The sequence below is a fragment of the Novispirillum itersonii genome (assembly GCF_014205675.1).
Lineage (GTDB): Bacteria > Pseudomonadota > Alphaproteobacteria > Rhodospirillales > Rhodospirillaceae > Novispirillum > Novispirillum itersonii_A.
In genome coordinates this window covers 15,048-32,256 of record NZ_JACIIX010000017.1, presented here as the reverse complement: position 1 = coordinate 32,256, position 17,209 = coordinate 15,048, and the positions used below count along the sequence as shown (strand labels likewise).

General features: G+C 67.1%; 14 protein-coding genes. 7 read left to right on the top strand and 7 right to left on the bottom strand.

Going from position 1 to position 17,209, the window contains the following annotated elements; genetic code table 11:
• The first annotated feature begins 27 nt into the window (after nt 1-27).
• The 5 genes from FHS48_RS17775 (at nt 28) to FHS48_RS17755 (ending at nt 8,029) form a co-directional block, all read left to right on the top strand.
• Nucleotides 28-1,620, top strand: coding sequence for an ABC transporter substrate-binding protein (locus FHS48_RS17775; protein ID WP_184265537.1), 1,593 nt, complete (start codon nt 28-30; stop codon nt 1,618-1,620).
• A gap of 34 nt (nt 1,621-1,654) precedes the next feature.
• Nucleotides 1,655-2,680 carry an ABC transporter permease gene (locus tag FHS48_RS17770; RefSeq protein WP_416046522.1) on the top strand — a complete coding sequence of 342 codons (1,026 nt, stop codon included), beginning with the start codon at nt 1,655-1,657 and terminating at the stop codon, nt 2,678-2,680.
• Between the two features lie 4 nt (nt 2,681-2,684).
• Nucleotides 2,685-3,515: an ABC transporter permease gene (locus tag FHS48_RS17765; protein ID WP_184265534.1), complete on the top strand. Its 831-nt coding sequence runs from the start codon at nt 2,685-2,687 to the stop codon at nt 3,513-3,515.
• Nucleotides 3,512-5,146 carry an ABC transporter ATP-binding protein gene (locus FHS48_RS17760; RefSeq protein ID WP_184265531.1) on the top strand — a complete coding sequence of 545 codons (1,635 nt, stop codon included), beginning with the start codon at nt 3,512-3,514 and terminating at the stop codon, nt 5,144-5,146. Before FHS48_RS17765 ends, FHS48_RS17760 begins: the two co-directional genes overlap by 4 nt.
• Nucleotides 5,147-5,311: 165 nt before the next feature.
• Nucleotides 5,312-8,029 carry a diguanylate cyclase gene (locus FHS48_RS17755; RefSeq protein WP_184265528.1) on the top strand — a complete coding sequence of 906 codons (2,718 nt, stop codon included), beginning with the start codon at nt 5,312-5,314 and terminating at the stop codon, nt 8,027-8,029.
• A gap of 34 nt (nt 8,030-8,063) precedes the next feature.
• On the opposite strand, the gene FHS48_RS17750 is transcribed toward FHS48_RS17755, so the two are convergent.
• The 7 genes from FHS48_RS17750 to FHS48_RS17720 all read right to left on the bottom strand — a co-directional run bounded on the left by FHS48_RS17750 (nt 8,064) and on the right by FHS48_RS17720 (nt 15,039).
• Nucleotides 8,064-8,993 (bottom strand): homocysteine S-methyltransferase family protein, encoded by a 930-nt coding sequence (locus FHS48_RS17750; RefSeq protein ID WP_184265526.1) that lies wholly within the window; start codon nt 8,991-8,993, stop codon nt 8,064-8,066.
• 132 nt (nt 8,994-9,125) lie between these two features.
• Nucleotides 9,126-10,139, bottom strand: a complete 1,014-nt coding sequence (locus tag FHS48_RS17745) for an isopenicillin N synthase family dioxygenase (RefSeq protein WP_184265524.1) — start codon at nt 10,137-10,139, stop codon at nt 9,126-9,128.
• 97 nt (nt 10,140-10,236) lie between these two features.
• Nucleotides 10,237-10,848 carry a LysE family translocator gene (locus tag FHS48_RS17740; protein ID WP_184265522.1) on the bottom strand — a complete coding sequence of 204 codons (612 nt, stop codon included), beginning with the start codon at nt 10,846-10,848 and terminating at the stop codon, nt 10,237-10,239.
• Between the two features lie 76 nt (nt 10,849-10,924).
• Nucleotides 10,925-11,752, bottom strand: coding sequence for an AraC family transcriptional regulator (locus tag FHS48_RS17735; protein WP_184265520.1), 828 nt, complete (start codon nt 11,750-11,752; stop codon nt 10,925-10,927).
• A 139-nt stretch (nt 11,753-11,891) separates the two neighbouring features.
• Nucleotides 11,892-13,100 (bottom strand): ABC transporter permease, encoded by a 1,209-nt coding sequence (locus FHS48_RS17730; protein WP_184265518.1) that lies wholly within the window; start codon nt 13,098-13,100, stop codon nt 11,892-11,894.
• On the bottom strand, nt 13,091-13,828 hold the full coding sequence (locus FHS48_RS17725; protein ID WP_184265516.1) for an ABC transporter ATP-binding protein: 738 nt from the start codon (nt 13,826-13,828) through the stop codon (nt 13,091-13,093). Before FHS48_RS17725 ends, FHS48_RS17730 begins: the two co-directional genes overlap by 10 nt.
• Nucleotides 13,825-15,039 carry an efflux RND transporter periplasmic adaptor subunit gene (locus FHS48_RS17720; RefSeq protein ID WP_260402570.1) on the bottom strand — a complete coding sequence of 405 codons (1,215 nt, stop codon included), beginning with the start codon at nt 15,037-15,039 and terminating at the stop codon, nt 13,825-13,827. Before FHS48_RS17720 ends, FHS48_RS17725 begins: the two co-directional genes overlap by 4 nt.
• A 415-nt stretch (nt 15,040-15,454) precedes the next feature.
• Here FHS48_RS17720 and FHS48_RS17715 point away from each other — a divergent pair, with 415 nt between their 5' ends.
• Both FHS48_RS17715 and FHS48_RS17710 read left to right on the top strand, forming a co-directional pair.
• Nucleotides 15,455-16,069, top strand: coding sequence for a sigma-70 family RNA polymerase sigma factor (locus FHS48_RS17715; RefSeq protein WP_260402569.1), 615 nt, complete (start codon nt 15,455-15,457; stop codon nt 16,067-16,069).
• Nucleotides 16,070-16,239: 170 nt separating this feature from the next.
• On the top strand, nt 16,240-17,073 hold the full coding sequence (locus FHS48_RS17710; protein WP_184265512.1) for a flagellin: 834 nt from the start codon (nt 16,240-16,242) through the stop codon (nt 17,071-17,073).
• Nucleotides 17,074-17,209 lie beyond the last annotated feature (136 nt).

Below are 17,209 nucleotides of genomic sequence, written 5' to 3'. Positions count from 1 at the left end.
CTGTCTTTTCGCACAAGGATCTGACCGATGAACCTGTCCCGCCGGGCGCTGCTGGCGTCCGTTTCCGCCGCTGCCGCCGTTTCCGTGCTGCCGAAGTTTGTGTTTGCCGCCGAAGAGCTGAAGAAGGGCGGGGTGCTGACCGTGCATCTGGCCTCGGAACAGCGGATCCTCAATCCGTCGCTGCGGGCCTCCACCGGGGTGTACATCATCACCGGCAAGATCGTGGAAGGCCTGCTGGATCTCGGCCCGGACGGCAAGCCGGTGCCGGTGCTGGCCACCGGCTGGACCGCTTCGCCCGACGGCAAGACCGTCACCTTCAAGCTGCGCGAAGGGGTGACCTGGCACGATGGCAAGCCGTTCACCTCCGCCGACGTGCAGTACAATGCGCTGGAGCTGTGGAAGAAGCACCTGAACTACGGCACCCAACTTCAGGCCAATCTGGAAGCGGTGGACACCCCGGACGCCCATACCGCCGTGTTCCGCTATTCCCGCCCGATGCCGCTGGACCTGCTGCTGCGGGCGCTGGTCGATCTCGGCTATGTGGTGCCGCGTCACCTGTATGAAGGCACCAACCCGCTGGAAAACCCGGCCAACACCGCCCCGGTCGGCACCGGGCCGTTCAGGTTTGTCGAATATCAGCGCGGTCAGTACATCGTCGCCGAGCGTTATGACGGCTACTGGCGCAAGGGCCTGCCGTATCTGGACCGGGTGGTGTGGCGCTTCATCACCGACAAGTCGGCCGCCGCCGCGGCGCTGGAAACCGGGCAGGTGCAGCTGTCGGCCTACAGCCAGATCGCGCTGGCGGATATCGACCGCCTGAAGAAGGATCCGCGCTTCGAGGTCTCCAGCCGTGGCAACGAAGGCAACACCTTCAACAACACCATCGAATTCAACCACCGCCGTAAAGAGCTGGCCGATGTGCGGGTCCGCCGGGCCATCGCCCATGCCATTGACGTGGATTTCTTCATCGAGAACTTCCTGTACGGCAACGGCAAGCGCGCCACCGGCCCGATTCCGTCGCTGTCGAAGGCGTTCTACCCCGAAGGGGCCTTCCCCTATGCCTTCGACACCAAGAAGGCCGAGGCCCTGCTGGACGAAGCCGGGTACAGGCGCGGCGGCGACGGCACCCGCTTCAGCCTGAAGCTGGTGCCGGTGCAGAACGGCGAGGACGTTCCGCAGTTCGCCACCTTCATTCAGCAGTCGCTGGCGGAAGTGGGGATCAAGGTGGAGATCGTGCAGCTGGATGTCGCCGGGGCGCTGGCCACCATCTACAAGGACTGGAACTTCGATCTGGCCACCGGCTGGCACCAGTACCGGGGCGATCCGGCGGTGTCGACCACCGTGTGGTTCCGCTCCGGCAGCCCGAAGGGGGCACCGTGGACCAACCAGCACGGCTGGCAGTCGGAGAAGATTGACGGCCTGATTGATGCTGCTGCCACCGAGATCGATCCGGTCAAACGCAAGGCGCTGTATGCCGACTTCGTGGCGGAAGTGAACCGTGACCTGCCGATCTGGTTCGCGACAGAGCGGGAATTCATCTCCGTCACCAGTAAGACGCTGAAAAATCACCACAATACCCCGCGCTGGCCGTCCAGCTCGTGGCACGATACCTCGTTCTGATCTGTAACGGCCACGAACCGGGCCGGGGTCCGCCATGGCGGCTTCCGGTCCGGTTCCGGCCCTGTTTCCGGATGTGACCATGGCCCTGTTGAGTTTTGCCCTGCGGCGTCTGGCGGTCAGCCTGCCCAGCCTGCTGCTGATCCTGATCGGGGTCTTTGCCCTGCTGCAACTGGCCCCGGGGGATACGGTGGATGCCCTGCTGGCCCAGATGGGCGGCGGTGATCCGGTCCAGATCCAGCAGCTGCGCACCTTTTATGGCCTTGATGCCCCGGCGGCGGTGCAGCTGGGCCGGTATCTGTGGCGGCTGGTGCAGTTTGACCTTGGCTTTTCCGCCATCTACGGCAAGCCGGTGGCCGCTGTGATTGCCGAACGTCTGTCGGTGACGCTGCTGCTGATGGTCGCGTCCCTGTGGTTTGCCGCTGTCGGCGGGGTGGTGCTGGGCATCATCGCCGCCCGCAAGGTCCACCGCTGGCAGGATGCGGTGATCTCCACCGTTGGCCTGCTGTTTTATGCCACCCCGGCGTTCTGGCTGGGCCTGATGGGGGTGGTGGTGTTTGCCATCAAACTCGGCTGGTTGCCCGCCGGGGGCTTTGAAGAGATCGGATCCGGCAAGACCGGCCTGCTGCGGGCGCTGGATATCACCCACCATCTGGTGCTGCCGACCCTGACGCTGGGGCTGATCTTCCTGTCGATTTATCTGCGCATTATGCGGGCGTCGATGCTGGAGGTGTCGACGCTGGACTTTGTCCGCACCGCCCGGGCCAAGGGGGTGCCGGACGGGGCGATTGTCACCCGTCATATCCTGCGCAATGCGCTGTTGCCGCTGGTGACGCTGGTCGGCCTGCACGCCGGAACCATGCTGGGCGGTGCGGTGGTGGTGGAAAGTGTGTTCACCCTGCCGGGGCTGGGGCGGCTGGCCTATGAGTCGGTAATCCAGCGCGACCTCAACACCCTGCTGGGTATCGTCTTCATCTCGGCGGTTCTGGTGATTGCCGTCAATTTCGTGGTCGATCTGCTGTATGCCCGCCTCGACCCGCGCATCCGCGTGAAAGGACACTGACGTCATGGCCGCACTGAAACGTTATTTCCGCAGTCCGGCGGCGGTGCTGGGGCTGACGCTGCTGGTGGCGGTGGTGGCCCTCGCCCTCAGCGCCGACCTGCTGTTCCCGCGCAATCCGCTGGGGCTGGCCGGGCGGCCGCTGCAATGGCCGCTGGATAACCCGCGCTTCTGGCTGGGCACCGATACCGCCGGGCGCGACATTGCCGCCCAGATCTTCCACGGGGCGCGGATGTCGCTGCTGATCGGCGTGGTGGCGACCTCGATCGCCATTGTGCTGGGCATTCTGGTCGGGGCGGTGTCGGGCTACTACGGCGGTGTGGTGGACGAGGTGCTGATGCGCGTCACCGATGCCTTCCAGACCCTGCCCAACTTCCTGCTGCTGCTGTTGCTGATCGCCGTGTTCGGGTCGCGGATCGAGACGGTGGTGATTGCCATCGGCGTGGTGTCGTGGCCCGCCCCGGCCCGGCTGACCCGGGCGGAGTTTCTCAGCCTGCGCAACCGCGAATTCGTCGAGGCCGGGCGTCTGTCCGGTCTGGGCGACCTGCGCCTGATCTTCGGCGAGATCCTGCCCAACGCCCTGCCGCCGGTGATCGTTTATGCCAGCGTGGTGATGGCGACCTCGATCCTGCTGGAAAGCGCGCTGGCCTTCCTCAATCTGTCGGACCCCAACGTGCCGTCGTGGGGCAATCTGGTCGGACAGGGGCGGTCGGTGCTGCGCACGGAATGGTATGTCTGTGCCGTCCCCGGTCTCGCCATCCTCCTGACCGTGCTGGCGGTGTCGCTGGTCGGGCAGGGGCTGAATGATGCTCTCAATCCGCGACTGGACGAACAATGAGCCTGCGCCTTGCCATTGACGGCCTGTCCGTCGCCCTGCCGAAGAGTGCCGACCGCCCGCTGGCGCTGGACTCGGTGTCGCTGACCCTGTCGTCGAACGAGATCCTCTGTCTGGTCGGCGAAAGCGGATCGGGCAAATCCACCGCCGGGCGGGCGGTGATGCGCCTGCTGCCGCCCTCGGTGCGGATTGCTGCCGGGAAGATCCTGCTGGACGGGCAGAACCTGCCTGACCTGCCGGAGGCCGAGATGCGGACCGTGCGCGGGGCGCGGATCGGCATGATCTTTCAGGAGCCGATGACCGCCCTGAACCCGCTGCGCACCATCGGCGATCAGGTCGGCGAGGTGTTCCGTGTCCACACCACCCTGACCCGGGCGGAAATCGCCGAACGGGTCCAGACCCTGCTGACCGAGGTGCTGATCCCCGATCCGGTGGCGGCGGCGAAAGCCTATCCGCATGAACTGTCCGGCGGTCAGCGCCAGCGGGCGATGATTGCCATGGCGCTGGCGCTGGAACCGGCGGTGCTGATTGCCGACGAACCGACGACGGCGCTGGATGTGACGACGCAGGCGCAGATCCTGAAGCTGATCCGTGATCTTCAGCGCCGCCATGGCACCGCCGTGCTGTTCATCACCCACGATTTCGGGGTGGTGGCGGAAATCGCCGACCGGGTGGCGGTGATGCAGGCCGGACGGATTGTGGAGCAGGGACCGGCGGAAGAGGTGCTGAACCGTCCGCAGCATCCCTATACCCGCAGCCTGATTGCCGCAGTGCCGCCGCTGGCCCCAGCTGACCGGCCGCGCCCGGACGGGGCGGTGCAGCTGACGGTGCAGGATCTGGTCAAGACCTATGGCCGCAAGGGCTTTTTCGGCACCGGCCGCGTCACCCATGCGGTGCGCGGAGTGTCGCTGGAGCTGCGGCGCGGGGCAACACTCGGGATTGTCGGCGAAAGCGGATCGGGCAAGTCGACGCTGGCCCGCTGTCTGGCCCGGCTGATCCCGGCCGATGGCGGCAGCCTGCGGCTGGATGGCCTTGATCTGCGGACCCTGTCGGGCCGTGAGTGGCGGCGGGAAAGCCGCCGGATGCAGATGGTGTTTCAGGATCCGTTCGGATCCCTCAACCCCCGCCGCCGGGTCGGGGATCTGGTGGCGCAGGGGTTGACCGTGCGGGGCCTGTCACGGTCGGCGGCGCTGGAAAAGGCGCGGGAGCTGTTCGGTCTGGTCGGGCTGGACCCGCAGGCGATCACCCGTTTCCCGCATGAGTTCTCCGGCGGGCAGCGGCAGCGGATCGGGCTGGCCCGGGCGCTGGCGCTGGAACCGGAGATCCTGATCGCCGATGAACCGGTCTCGGCGCTGGATGTCTCGGTGCAGGCGCAGGTGCTGGACCTGCTGGAAAGCCTGCGGCAGCGGCTGCACCTGTCGGTGCTGTTCATCACCCATGACCTGCGGGTGGCGGCGCAGGTGGCCGATGACCTGATCGTCATGAAAAGCGGGGAGGTGGTGGAGACCGGTCCGGCGGCGCAGATTCTGGCGGATCCGCAGCACCCCTATACGCAGGCACTGGTGGCGGCGGTGCCGGGGCGGCACTGGATGCCGCCGGCGGTGGCCACGCCCCCGGAGTATGCGCCGCTCTGAGGTCATATCTGTCTGTGTGGACATATTTTTCTGCCCCGGCTCCCGCAACGGAGCCGGGGTTTTCATTTTGCCGGGCCTTAAGCACCATGACGGTGGTTCCTGCTCGTTTCCCATCGGTATTTGATGGTATTCCTATATTAGGGAACGTCGGAGCATGGGGGGGCAATGCGGCGCGCCGTCTGGTCAACCATCATCCTGCTGGCGGTCGGTCTGACTGCGACCCTGACCGCTGAGACAGTCTTTGAGATGCGGGCGGAAAAAGCCCTGACCTCGGAGGTTGCGGTCCGTCTGGATGACATGCGGCTGCGGCTGGAACGCGACCTGTCTTCGGTGCACAGTCTCAGCAGCCGTTTCGCCGCCCGGGTTGCGGAAAACCCGGATATGGCGGATGGGCAGATGCGGATTCTGGCCGATGAGGTCACGTCCCGCCATCGTTGGATCAAATCAGTGGTGCTGTCGCGCCCGACCGTGGTGACGTTCGTCCATCCGGTGAAGGGCAACGAGGCCCTGCTGGGCATTGATTACAATTACCGCCCTGACTTCATTGAAAGCCTGCGCACGGCGATGCGGCGGAAGACGGCGGTTCTGTCTGGCCCGGTGACGCTGATGCAGAGTGGCCGTCAGGGGGTGATCCTGCGGGCCCCGGTGTTCCGGTCCGGGGCAGTGCCGGAGGATACGCCGCTGGCGGTGGTGTCGATCGGCATGGATTTTGATGCGATTCTGGCCGATGCCGGGCTGACGGATCCGGCCCTGCCGTTTCAGGTTGCCATCCGGCGGATGGGGGATGAGCTGGGCGGAGCCACCATCTACGGGGATCCCCGGGTGGCCGCCGCTGCCGGGGTCGGGACGATTGTCCGCTTTTTTGACGGGGAATGGACCCTGTCGGCCCAGATCAGGCCGCAGGATCTGGCGGCGGCATCGCATACCACGGTGATCCGGGTGGTCGGGGCGGCGCTGACCGGCAGTCTGGTGCTGCTGGCCCTGTTCAGCGGGCGGCTGCGGCTTGCCCGCTCCCTGCCGGAGGTGGCTCCGGCCGGACGACGGGGGAGCCGCCGGATTCCGCTGCGGGGGGTTCTGGCCGGGGGGCTGCTGCTGGCGCTGGTTCCGGCGATTGGCCTGTCCGGCTGGCTGTCTTACCGCTCTTCCGGCCAGCTGGCCGATGACCTGACCGAGGAATATGCCATCGGCATTGGCAGCCGGGTGGTGGGGACCGTCTCCGACTTCTTTGATATCCCGGTCCGGGTGGTCCGCTACAATGTCGGGCAGGCGCGGACCGGGCTGCTGAACGCGGAGGACAAAACCCGCCTGACCGCCAGCTTCCTGCTGCAACTGCGGCAGCAGCCGGTGCTGACCTTCATCACCATGGGGACCGCCACCGGTGATTATCATGCCGCCAGCCGCCCGCCGCTGGGCGATGACCGGACGCTGCGGCTGATCGAGGCGCTGGAGACCGACGGGCGACAAATGAAACTGTACCGGGTCGGGGATGACAACCGCCGGACCGATGCGGTTTCCAATGGCAACCGGTATTTTGATGCCCGGACCCGGCCGTGGTTCAAGGTCGGATCCACCGATGGCATCCACTGGTACGGTGCCTACCGCTATGCCATCGAGGATGTGGCCGGGGCCTATGATGATCTGGGGTTCGGGGCAGCAGCCCCCCTCTACACGCCGGATGGCCGCTTTGCCGGGGTGGTGGCGGCGGATCTGGCGCTGTCGCAGCTGGGCGACCGGCTGAAGGCGGCGACGGACGGCACGGCGGCGGTGGCGTTTATCATTGATGGGGCCGGGGATCTGCTGGCCACGTCAACGCCGGAGCCGACCTATACCATGGCGCAGGATCAGGTGCGCCGCCTGAACGCCGGGAACAGCAGTTACGCGGCGGTGCGGGTGGCCAAGGCGCTCATCGACAGTCAGCCGGAGCCGGAGGGCTACAGCTCTGCCCGCGGCGACAGCGACCGGTATTATGTTCACTGGCGCCGGTTGCAGTTGCCGGACGGCCCGGTGCTGACCATCGGGGTTGCGCTGCCGCAGACTCATTTCTCCGGCCCGGCGCAGGCGGCGGCCAATAATGTGGTGATTCTCGGCAGTGCGGTGCTGGTGGCGGCGCTGGCCCTGATCCTGTTTGCCGCCGACTGGGTGGCACGGCCGCTGGTGGTGCTGGAGCGCTGGTGCCGCCGTCTGGCGGACGGCGACTGGATCACCGAGGCCCCGCTGGCAACCCCGGTGACCGAAGTCCGGTCCCTGTCGGAAGGGCTGATCGTGATGTCGGACCGCCAGCGCGCCTATACCCTGACGCTGGAACAGAAAGTCGCGGAACGGACGTGGGAGCTGGAACAGGCCAACCGCAGGCTGGAGGAGCTGTCGACCACCGATGGCCTGACCGGGCTGGCCAACCGCCGCCACCTTGATCAGGTTCTGGCGCGGGAATGGGCGCGTGGCGGGCATTCCGGCCATATGCTGGCGGTGCTGATGATCGATGTCGATCTGTTCAAGAACTATAACGATCTCTACGGCCATCAGGCCGGGGATCTGTGCCTGCAACGGGTGGCCGGGGTGCTGGCCGGGGCGGCCCGCCGGGCCGGAGACCTGACCGCCCGCTATGGCGGCGAGGAATTCGTGGTGGTGCTGGGCGATACCGATCCGGAGCGGGCCCTGCAACGGGCAGACCTGATCCGCCGGGCGGTGGAGGCGCTGGCGATTCCCCATGCCGATTCCGCCCTGGGGGTGGTGACGGTCAGCATCGGGGTTGCGTCCCTCCGCCCTGACCGCGACCGGTCGGAGCAGGATCTGCTGCGGATGGCGGATGAGGCCCTGTACCGGGCGAAGCACGCCGGGCGTAACCGGATCAGTGCCCCGGCAGAGCCGGAGCCGTCGGTCTGACGGCCTCGGCATCTGTCCCGGTGGTGGCAGAGAGTCAGGGCTTCAGGGCTGCGGCCAGTACGGCGATGGTGTCGGGACCAACCCCACAGCACCCGCCGATCACGGTGGCCCCTGCCGCCTGCCAGTGGCGGGCGGCCCGCAGATAATCCTGTGGCCCGAAATCGCGGCGCAGGGTGCTGATCGCCTCGTTGGCTTCCTCCGTCTGCTCCTGCGGTTCAAAGGCATTGGCGTAAACCCCCAGCTGCGGCCGGTCTGCCGCCGGGGCCGTCCCGAAAACGGCGCGGGCTTCGCGGACCGTTGCGGCCATCACATCGGCATGGCTGCAATTGAACAGCAGGACGGTGGCCTTCAGGCGCAGGGCGGCTTCGGCGGCGGCCCGGACGGTCTCGCCGGAGCGCAGGCCGGGGGTGGCGGTGCCGGCTGCGATGGCCGCAGGATCCTCATCGCCGACGGTGAAGGACAGCCAGAACGGGCGGGGATCCTCCATCCCGATGGCCCGCCGCGCCGCTTCGGCTTCGGCCACTGATCCCTGTGTTTCCGCCAGCCACAGATCGACATGCGGCGTCAGGCCGGACACCAGTGGCCGCAGGATGCGGTCGGCGTCTTCCGCCCGGAACAGGTCGGGGCGATAAGATCCGAACACCGGCGGAATTGATCCGGCCAGCCGGACCGGGCGGCCCCCGGCGGCAATGGCCCGGCGGCCCAGCTGTCCGGCCAGATCGGCCAGTTCCTGCCCACGCGCGGCAAACCGCTCCTCGCCGATGTGGTAGGGGACCACCGCGTAGCTGTTGCTGGTGATGACATCAGCCCCGGCGGCGATATAGGCGGCGTGGACCTGTTCCACATACTGCGGGCCGTCCATCAGGGCCAGTGCCGACCATTCCGGCTGACGGAACGGGGCACCGATGCGGTGCAACTCGCGGCCCATGCCGCCATCAAGCAGGGTGATTGCCGGGGGAATCATGCGCGGGGTCTCCGGAGCGGGAACAGGGCCGGAGAGTATAGGGACCGGAAAGAGACAAGGGGAAGGCTTCACAGGCAGGAGTCCTTCCCCGGCCTGTCCGCCCGTCCCCTTCTGTCTCCTTTCCGGCGCGTATCAGGCGTGCAGGGCGACCAGATCCCCGTAATGCCGCCGGGCGACATCGGGGTGAGACCGCAGGCGGCTTTTCAGGATGTTCATCCCGACATCGCGGAACAGCGGATTGGCAGGGTCCCGCTCCACCCCCCGGGTCTGGGCTGCCAGATCGGGGGGCAGGGTCAGCTGCGGCACCACCGCATCGGGGCGGGCACCGAGGAAGAAGGCGAGAGACTGCCGGTCCTGACCGGCGGGCGGGGCCACCACCCGGTGGACATTGGCCCGCAGGAAGCCGTCGGTCGCCAGTTCCAGCAGCTCGCCGATATTGACGACAAAGGACCCCGGCAGCGGCGGGACATCAATCCATCCGGCATCGGTCTGGACCTGTAATCCACCGATGTGATCCTGCCGGACCAGCGTGACAAACCCGCCGTCCTTGTGCGGACCGCAGCCCTGATCATCGGGGATCTGGTCCCGCCCCGGATAGCGGATGGTTTTCAGCAGCTGGTTGGAGACACCGCTGTAGATGCTTTCAAAGACTGTTTCGGGCTGGCCCAGCGCCAGCGCGAAGGCTTTCAGCAGATCGGTGGCAACCCGGATCACCTCCTGCTGCCAGTGCAACAGGGTCTCCTTCAGCTCTGGCACGGCTTCCGGCCACTGGTTCGGCCCCTGTAAGCGCTTCCACGGCGGATCGCCGGGCAGCAGGTCCAGCGGCGGCAGTTCCAGCCCGATATCAATTTCTTCCCGCCAGTCCGGCTGGCCCTTGGTGTATTCCTGTCCCGGCGGGGTATAGCCCCGGAAGTGGGGGGAATTGGCCATTTCGATTTTCAGCTTCTCGGTCGGGGGCAGGTCGAAAAACCGTCTGGAATGCCGGAACACATCCGCCGCCAGCGCCTCGCTGACGCCATGGCCGGTGACGTAGAAGAAACCGACGTGGCGGGCAACGTGACGGATCTGGGCGATCAGGGCAGCACGGTCGGCGGGGGAGCCGTGCAGTTGGCTGATATCGAGGATCGGCAGGGCAGAGGTGGGCATGGCGGAGTTCCCGGAGAGAGAGCGAGAGATATAATTCTATAAGAATATAGATTTATATAAAGATCAACCGGTGATCTTGCCCTCTCCCGGAAAAAAGTCAGGACCGCAGCAGGGCCAGCTTCAGGCCCAGCCCGGCGAAGGCGGCGGCAAAGCCCCGCCGCAGCCAGCGCACCACCGCCGGGCGGGCCAGAACCTGCCGCCGCACCCGCGCCGCGCCAAGGCCGTAGAGGACAAAGACCGCGAAGGTCATGGCCATGAAGGTCAGGGACAGCACCAGCATCTGCCGCGCCGGGGTCGGGTCATCAGCGGCAATGAACTGGGGCAGGAAGGCGAGAAAGAACACCGACAGCTTCGGGTTGGCCAGATTGACCAGAATTGCATGACGGATCAGCGCTGTTGGCAGGCGGGCCGGGGCACTGGCCTCAAGACTCAGCGGGCTGGTGTCCCGCAGGGCCTGTATGGCCATCCACAGCAGATAGGCGACCCCGACGGACTGGAGAATGGTGAAGGCGGTGCTGCCGCTGTGCAGGATGGCGGCCAGACCGGTGCTGGCGGCCAGCATATGCGGCACGATGCCAAGGGTGCAGCCCAGCGCCGTCAGGGTGGCGGCCCGGGCCCCCTGCGACAGTCCGGCGGTCAGGGTGATCACCACCCCGGTTCCGGGGGAGGCGACAAGCAGCAGTGAGGTGATCAGGAATTCCGGCCCCATGGTGGCCCTCCGTCAGGAAAACAGGAGTGGCCAGCCTGCCGGGCGCAGGGGGCAGGGGTCTTGAACAAAAGTGCGGTCAGTCCGCCAGTTGGGCCAGTGCTCCGGGCGGCAGCCCATACATCCGCACAAACTGCCGGGTCATGTGGCTCTGGTCGGCAAAGCCGCAGGCGGCGGCGGTGTCGGCCAGTGCCGCCCCGCGCAGGATCATCCGCCGGGCCTGCTGGATCCGTCGCTGGACCACATAGGCATGCGGGGTCAGGCCGGTATGGCGGCGGAAGGCGCGGATCAGGTGAAACCGGCTGAGTCCGGCCTCGGTGGCAAGGGTCTCCAGTGTCAGCGGGGCGGCGGGGTCATCGTCGATCCGGCTGCGGGCCGCGGCAATTCCCGCCGGGGTGCCGCGCCGGTCGGATCCGGGGACCAGCAGGGCAGTCAGCAGTGGGATCAGCCGTTCCTCCACTGCCAGAGTGCCGAGATCGCTGCCATCGGGGTCAGGGGCGGCGGTCAGGGCACCGAAGGTGGACAGAAACGGACGGACCAGCCGGGTATCGCGGATCACCGGGTGATGAAACTCCCGCTGCCGGTCGGGGCCACCGGTTTCAGCCAGCAGACCGGCCACCGTCTGCGGATCAAGGTATAGCATCTGCCAGGCCCGCCCGGTTTCCTCCAGCGGGCTGCCGTCGTGGACCTCGCCGGGGTTGACGGTGATCAGATCCCCGGCCCCGGCCTCCACGGTGCCGCGTCCGCTGGCGGAGGTCTGGGCGCCGCGCCGGATCAGACCGAACCCGAACTGATCATGGCTGTGGCGGCCAAACCGGAAGGCGGTATCGGCGGCAACGGCCTGTATCCCCTGCCGCAGGCGGGCGGGGCCGGAAACGGGCAGGGGATGGATGGCTCTGGCAGACATGGCAGCCCCGGCGGGGAGATTCTGTGACGGATAGGATGCCGCAGGGGGTAGGAAGGGGCAAGCGTCGCAACGGTCAAGAGCCGTCATGCGGGCAGATGCCCGCGTCCGGTGTCTGAGGGGGTGGAAAAGAAACCCCTTCCTATTCCCGCCGTAGCGCGTCGATCGGGTCCAGCGCGGCGGCCCGGCGGGCGGGCATATACCCGAAGATCACCCCGACCACGGCGGAGACCCCGAAGGCGAGGCCATTGATGCCGGGGTTGAACAGGAACGGCATGCTCAGCGCCCCGGCCAGACCGAGGCAGGCCAGCAGGGCCAGCGCCATGCCCGCCAGCCCGCCGCAGGCGGACAGAACGACGGCTTCGGTCAGGAACTGGGTCAGCACCTCGCGCCCGGTGGCACCGATCGCCAGCCGGATGCCGATTTCCCGGGTCCGTTCGGTGACGGAGACCAGCATGATGTTCATAATGCCAATCCCGCCGACCAGCAGGCTGACCGCCGCCACCGCCCCGAGCAGGGTGGTCATGGTGCCGATGGTGCCGGACAGGGTCTCGGCAATCTGGCGGGTATCCATCAGCGAGAAATTGTTTTCCTGCGCCTCGGTCAGCTTCCGCCGTTCGCGCATCAGGGTGGTGATGTCGGTGATGGCGGTGGCGGCGGAAACCCCGTCGCGCAGGGAGATCATCACCGTTCCCACCGCCCGGCTGTTGGTCAGGCGGCGCTGGGCGGTGACCAGCGGCAGGATGACGGTATCATCCTGATCCATGCCCATCGCCCCCTGTCCCTTGGCGGCCAGCACGCCGATCACCTCGCAGCCGAAGCTTTTGACCCGCAGGCTGCTGCCCAGCGGCGGCTCCCCGGCGAACAGTTTGGCGCGGACGGTCTCGCCGATGATGCAGACGGCTTTCCCGGCCTGCTCCTCGTCGTCGCTGAACAGGCGGCCCTGTGCCAGCCTCCAGTTTCCGGCCGGAAAATAGGCATTGGTGGAGCCGGTGACGGAGGAGGACCAGTTCGCCGCCCCGGCCACCAGCGTGACGGTGGCGCTGACCACCGGTGCAACGGCGGCAATGCCCCGGATTTCGGCGGCGATGGCGTCGGCATCCTCGCGCCGGAACGGGGGGGCTCCGGCCTCATCATGGCCCGGCCCCAGCCGCTGGCCGGGGCGCATCACCACCAGATTGCTGCCCAGCGCCGAAATCTGCTGTTTGACCATCACCGTGGCACCGTTGCCCAGCGTCACCAGCGTGATGACGGCGGCAACCCCGATGACGATTCCCAACACCGTCAGCAGGGACCGCAGCAGGTTGCGGCGGATCTCCCGCAGGGCAAGATGGAGGGCGTTCAGCAGCATGGGGCGGTCTCTGTCAGCAGGGGGCGGGCGTTGTCGCGGCCACTGTCGCGGTCAATCAGGCCATCGCGCAGATGCAGGGTCCGCCCGGCGTAGGCGGCCATATCCTCTTCATGGGTGACCATGATGACGGTCAGTCCGCGTTCCCGGTTGAGGCGGGTCAGCAGATCCATGATGGCATGGCTGCGGGCGGTATCGAGGTTGCCGGTCGGCTCATCGGCCAGCAGCACGGCGGGATCGGTGACAATGGCGCGGGCAATCGCCACCCGCTGCTGCTGGCCGCCGGACAGTTCCGCCGGGGTGTGTCCGGCCCGGTCGGACAGGCCGACCAGATCCAGCGCCGCCAGTGCCGCCTCCCGCCGCCGGGCCGCAGGCAGGCCCCGGTAGAGCAGCGGCAGTTCCACATTCTCCTGCGCCGAGGTGCGGGCCAGCAGGTTGAAGCCCTGAAATACGAACCCCAGCCGGTGGCGGCGCAGCAGGGCGCGCTGGGTCTGGTTCAGGGTTTCCACCGCGATTGCGCCGAAGCGGTATTCTCCGCCGCTGGGGGTATCAAGGCAGCCGAGAATGTTCATCAGGGTCGATTTTCCCGATCCGCTGGCCCCCATGATGGCCAGAAAATCCCCTTGGCACAGCGACAGGTCGATGCCGCGCAGGGCGGCGACGGCAGTGTCGCCCCGGCCATAGACACGGGTCAGGGCCGACAGGCGGATCAGCGGGGCGGCGGCGGTCATGATGCCGGGGCTGCCTGCCCGGTGATGACGTCGGTTCCGGCGCTGAGACCCCCGCCGGTGATTTCGGTCATCCGGCCGTCGGTCAGGCCGGTGGAGACCCGGACCGGCACCGGCTGGCCGTCGGTCAGCACCCAGACGGTTGATCCGCCCGCCGCCCCGCCTGCGGCCGGGGATGGGGTGGTTTCCGTCTGCCGGGGGCGGCGGGCGGCTTCCGGCGGGCGGGGCAGCAGGCTGGCAAGCAGGCCACCGCGCCGGGGGGGCTCGGCCCCGGCCTTTGCCCCGCTGGCGGGGGAGAACCGCAGGGCGGCATTAGGGACCAGCACGGCGGCGTCGCGGGCGGCGGTGGTGATGGTGGCGGTGGCGGTCATGCCGGGGCGCAGGGCCAGATCGTCGTTGGCGACGGTCAGCACCGTTTTGTAGGTCACAACGGTGTCGGTGGTGCTGGACCCCAGACTGACCCGCCGCACGGTGGCGGCAAAGCTCCGGCCCGGCCAGGCGGCGACGGTGAAGGTGGCGGGCTGACCGGGGCGCAGGGCGGCAATGTCGGCTTCGTCCACATTCACCTCCAGATCCATCCGGGTCAGGTCTTCGGCCATTTCAAACAGCACCGGGGTTGACATGGCGGTGACCAGTGTCATCCCCGGTTCCACCGCGCGGCTGAGGATCACGCCGGACATCGGGGCGCGGATCTCGGCCTTCCTCAGGTTGGTTTCATCGGTCTTCAGCGAGGCCTGCGCCTGTATGACCTGCGCCCGGGCACTGGCTTCGGCGGCGACGGCCCGTTGCAGGGTGGCCTCGGCGGTGTCCAGTTCGCCGCGGGACGGGGTCTGGCCGTGGGTGGCGGCGAAAAGCTGTTGCAGGCGGCCCAGTGTGGCGCGGGCTTCGGTGATGGTGGCGCGGGCCTCGGTGACGCTGGCCTCGGCGACGGTGACGGCGGCGCGCGACCGCAGGACGGCGTCTTCCAGTTTGGCGGTATCCAGCCGGGCCAGAACCTGTCCGGGCTGGACGGTGTCGTTCTCCTGCACCAGAACGGCGGCAACCACGCCGGACAGCTCGCTGCCGACATCGACCGAGGTGGTCGGCTGAAGGGTGCCGGTGGCGGTGATGCGGACGGTCAGGGGGCCGGTGTGGACGCTGGCGGTCTCAAACGGCGGCGGGGCGGCGGCGGATCCGGTGGCGGCATCGGTGGCGATGACGGCGGTGATACACATCAGCACTCCGGCGGTCAGGGCCCCCCACGCCAGTGTCTGCCGGGCCCGGCCCCGGCGGGAGCCCGGTTGGCGGGTGTCCGGCTGGGAAGTGTCTGGGCCGGAAGCATGGACTCTGAGAAGGGAATCAAGGTCTTGCATCGTAGGTCTCGTATCAGCGTCTGTCCGCGGGGGGAAGGACCGGGCAGGGGGACGGGCATGATGCTTAAACGGGGCAGATTGCGGCTTCCTGCGCGCAGAAAGCGGAAGATGGGCAAAATTTGCCGGGTATCCTGTTGGAAAATCCGCACTTTTTATCGACGGAATTTTTCCGGCCCGGCGTGTAAGCCTTTCGGGGAGAGTGTTTCGGCAGCCGGGCGCGGTGGCGCCGGCGGACCGGAAGACTTGCGACAGACCCTGATTGCGACAGGACTCTGCCATGACCATGACACAGACCATAGCGTACCCCGTTCCGGCGGACCCTCCGGACGACTGTGATGATGATGTTCTGCTCGCCCGGATGAAAGCGGACGACGCGGCGGCGTACCGGGTGCTGGTGGAACGGCACGTGGACCGCGCCTTCGCGCTGGCCCTGCGCATGCTGGGCAACCGGGCCGATGCCGAAGATGTGGCGCAGGATGCGCTGATCAAGGCATGGGTCCACCGGCACGACTGGCAGGAGGGCCGGGCCCGGTTCTCCACCTGGCTGTACCGGGTGGTGGTCAACCGCTGCATTGATCTGCGCCGGCGCCCGGTGGGGGCCTGTCTGGATGATGTGCCGGAGCCGGAGGATGATGCCCGGTCGGCGGAGCAGACCCTGCACCGCCGTCAGGTGTTTGACCGGTTGGGCCACGCCATCAGCCTGCTGCCGGAACAGCAGCGGGCGGCGCTGACGCTGGCCTATTTCGAAGAAATGGCCAACGCCGAGATTGCCGCTGTTCTCGGGACCACGGTCAAAGCCGTGGAAAGTCTGTTAAAACGCGGCCGCCAGACCCTGCGCGAACGTCTGCGCCGGTCGGAGCGTGATATGCGTCTGGCCCTTGCCGACGCCTGAAAAACCGTGGCGTTAAAAAAACCGCCTGAAGCGGCGGTTTGGTCCGTTCCACCTGATGACGACACCGACGGACATGTCCGATGGCCCCCCGGAGGAGAACCCTGCGCGGGGGCGGCAGAAGGACACCGGTCTGGGTCGCAGATGTGTCCAGGAACAGAAGGAGACGGACCATGCCCGTTATTGCCACCAACACCGCCGCCAATTCGGCCCTGCGGTACCTCAATTCCAACGCCAGTGAACAGTCCAGCATCCTGTCGAAGCTGGCCAGCGGTTCCCGCATCACCAAGGCGTCTGACGATGCCGCCGGTCTGGCGATCGGCACCCGCGTGCAGTCGGATGTGACCACCCTCAGTCAGGCGGCGACCAATGCCTCGCAGGGGATTGCCATCCTGCAGGCGGCGGACGGCGGCATGGCCCGCATCGGCGACATTCTCCAGCGGATGAAGGCGCTGGCGACCCAGTCGAATTCCGGCTCCGTCACCGACGACGAGCGTGCCTATATTGATGCCGAATTCCAGCAGCTGGGCGACGAAATCGACGGTATCGCCAAGGGCACCCGCTATAACGGGGAATCCCTGCTCGACGGCACCAGCGATTATGTCACCGGTACCGGCATCGACTTCATGGTCGGTACCGACAGCACCGACGTGATCAAGGTCGAAATCACCGATGTTGATGCCACCGCGCTGGCGGTCGGCACGCTGGATGTGAAGACGCAGACCACCGCGCAGGCGGCATTGACTGCCATTGATGCGGCGATCGACACCATCTCGCAGGCCCGCGCCAATGTCGGGGCGGTGATGTCGCGGTTTGAGTTCCGCGCCGAGAACATCGCCACCAGCAGCGAAAACCTCTCCGCCGCTCAGTCGGCGGTAATGGATGCCGACGTGGCGGAAGAAAAGTCGGCCCTGTCGTCGGCGGATGTGAAGACGCAGGCGGCGATTGCCGCCCTGTCGCAGGCCAATCAGATCCCGCAGAATCTCCTCAGCCTGCTGAAGAGCTGATGATCTGACGGCTTTTTAGTGAGTGTGTTTAACGCCCAAGAGCCTTGACGGGCAGGGGCTGCCGCGTCCTCCGGCGTGGCGGCCCCTGCCTTTCTTTTTGTGCGCAGGGGGGGGTATGCACGGGGGAGGGAGACGG

Coding starts and splice junctions, on each gene's coding strand:
- FHS48_RS17775 (WP_184265537.1), top strand. CDS start 28: ATGAACCTGTCCCGCCGGGCGCTGCTGGCGTCCGTTTCCGCCGCTGCC.
- FHS48_RS17770 (WP_416046522.1), top strand. CDS start 1,655: ATGGCGGCTTCCGGTCCGGTTCCGGCCCTGTTTCCGGATGTGACCATG.
- FHS48_RS17765 (WP_184265534.1), top strand. CDS start 2,685: ATGGCCGCACTGAAACGTTATTTCCGCAGTCCGGCGGCGGTGCTGGGG.
- FHS48_RS17760 (WP_184265531.1), top strand. CDS start 3,512: ATGAGCCTGCGCCTTGCCATTGACGGCCTGTCCGTCGCCCTGCCGAAG.
- FHS48_RS17755 (WP_184265528.1), top strand. CDS start 5,312: ATGCGGCGCGCCGTCTGGTCAACCATCATCCTGCTGGCGGTCGGTCTG.
- FHS48_RS17750 (WP_184265526.1), bottom strand. CDS start 8,993: ATGATTCCCCCGGCAATCACCCTGCTTGATGGCGGCATGGGCCGCGAG.
- FHS48_RS17745 (WP_184265524.1), bottom strand. CDS start 10,139: ATGCCCACCTCTGCCCTGCCGATCCTCGATATCAGCCAACTGCACGGC.
- FHS48_RS17740 (WP_184265522.1), bottom strand. CDS start 10,848: ATGGGGCCGGAATTCCTGATCACCTCACTGCTGCTTGTCGCCTCCCCC.
- FHS48_RS17735 (WP_184265520.1), bottom strand. CDS start 11,752: ATGTCTGCCAGAGCCATCCATCCCCTGCCCGTTTCCGGCCCCGCCCGC.
- FHS48_RS17730 (WP_184265518.1), bottom strand. CDS start 13,100: ATGCTGCTGAACGCCCTCCATCTTGCCCTGCGGGAGATCCGCCGCAAC.
- FHS48_RS17725 (WP_184265516.1), bottom strand. CDS start 13,828: ATGACCGCCGCCGCCCCGCTGATCCGCCTGTCGGCCCTGACCCGTGTC.
- FHS48_RS17720 (WP_260402570.1), bottom strand. CDS start 15,039: ATGTGTATCACCGCCGTCATCGCCACCGATGCCGCCACCGGATCCGCC.
- FHS48_RS17715 (WP_260402569.1), top strand. CDS start 15,455: ATGACCATGACACAGACCATAGCGTACCCCGTTCCGGCGGACCCTCCG.
- FHS48_RS17710 (WP_184265512.1), top strand. CDS start 16,240: ATGCCCGTTATTGCCACCAACACCGCCGCCAATTCGGCCCTGCGGTAC.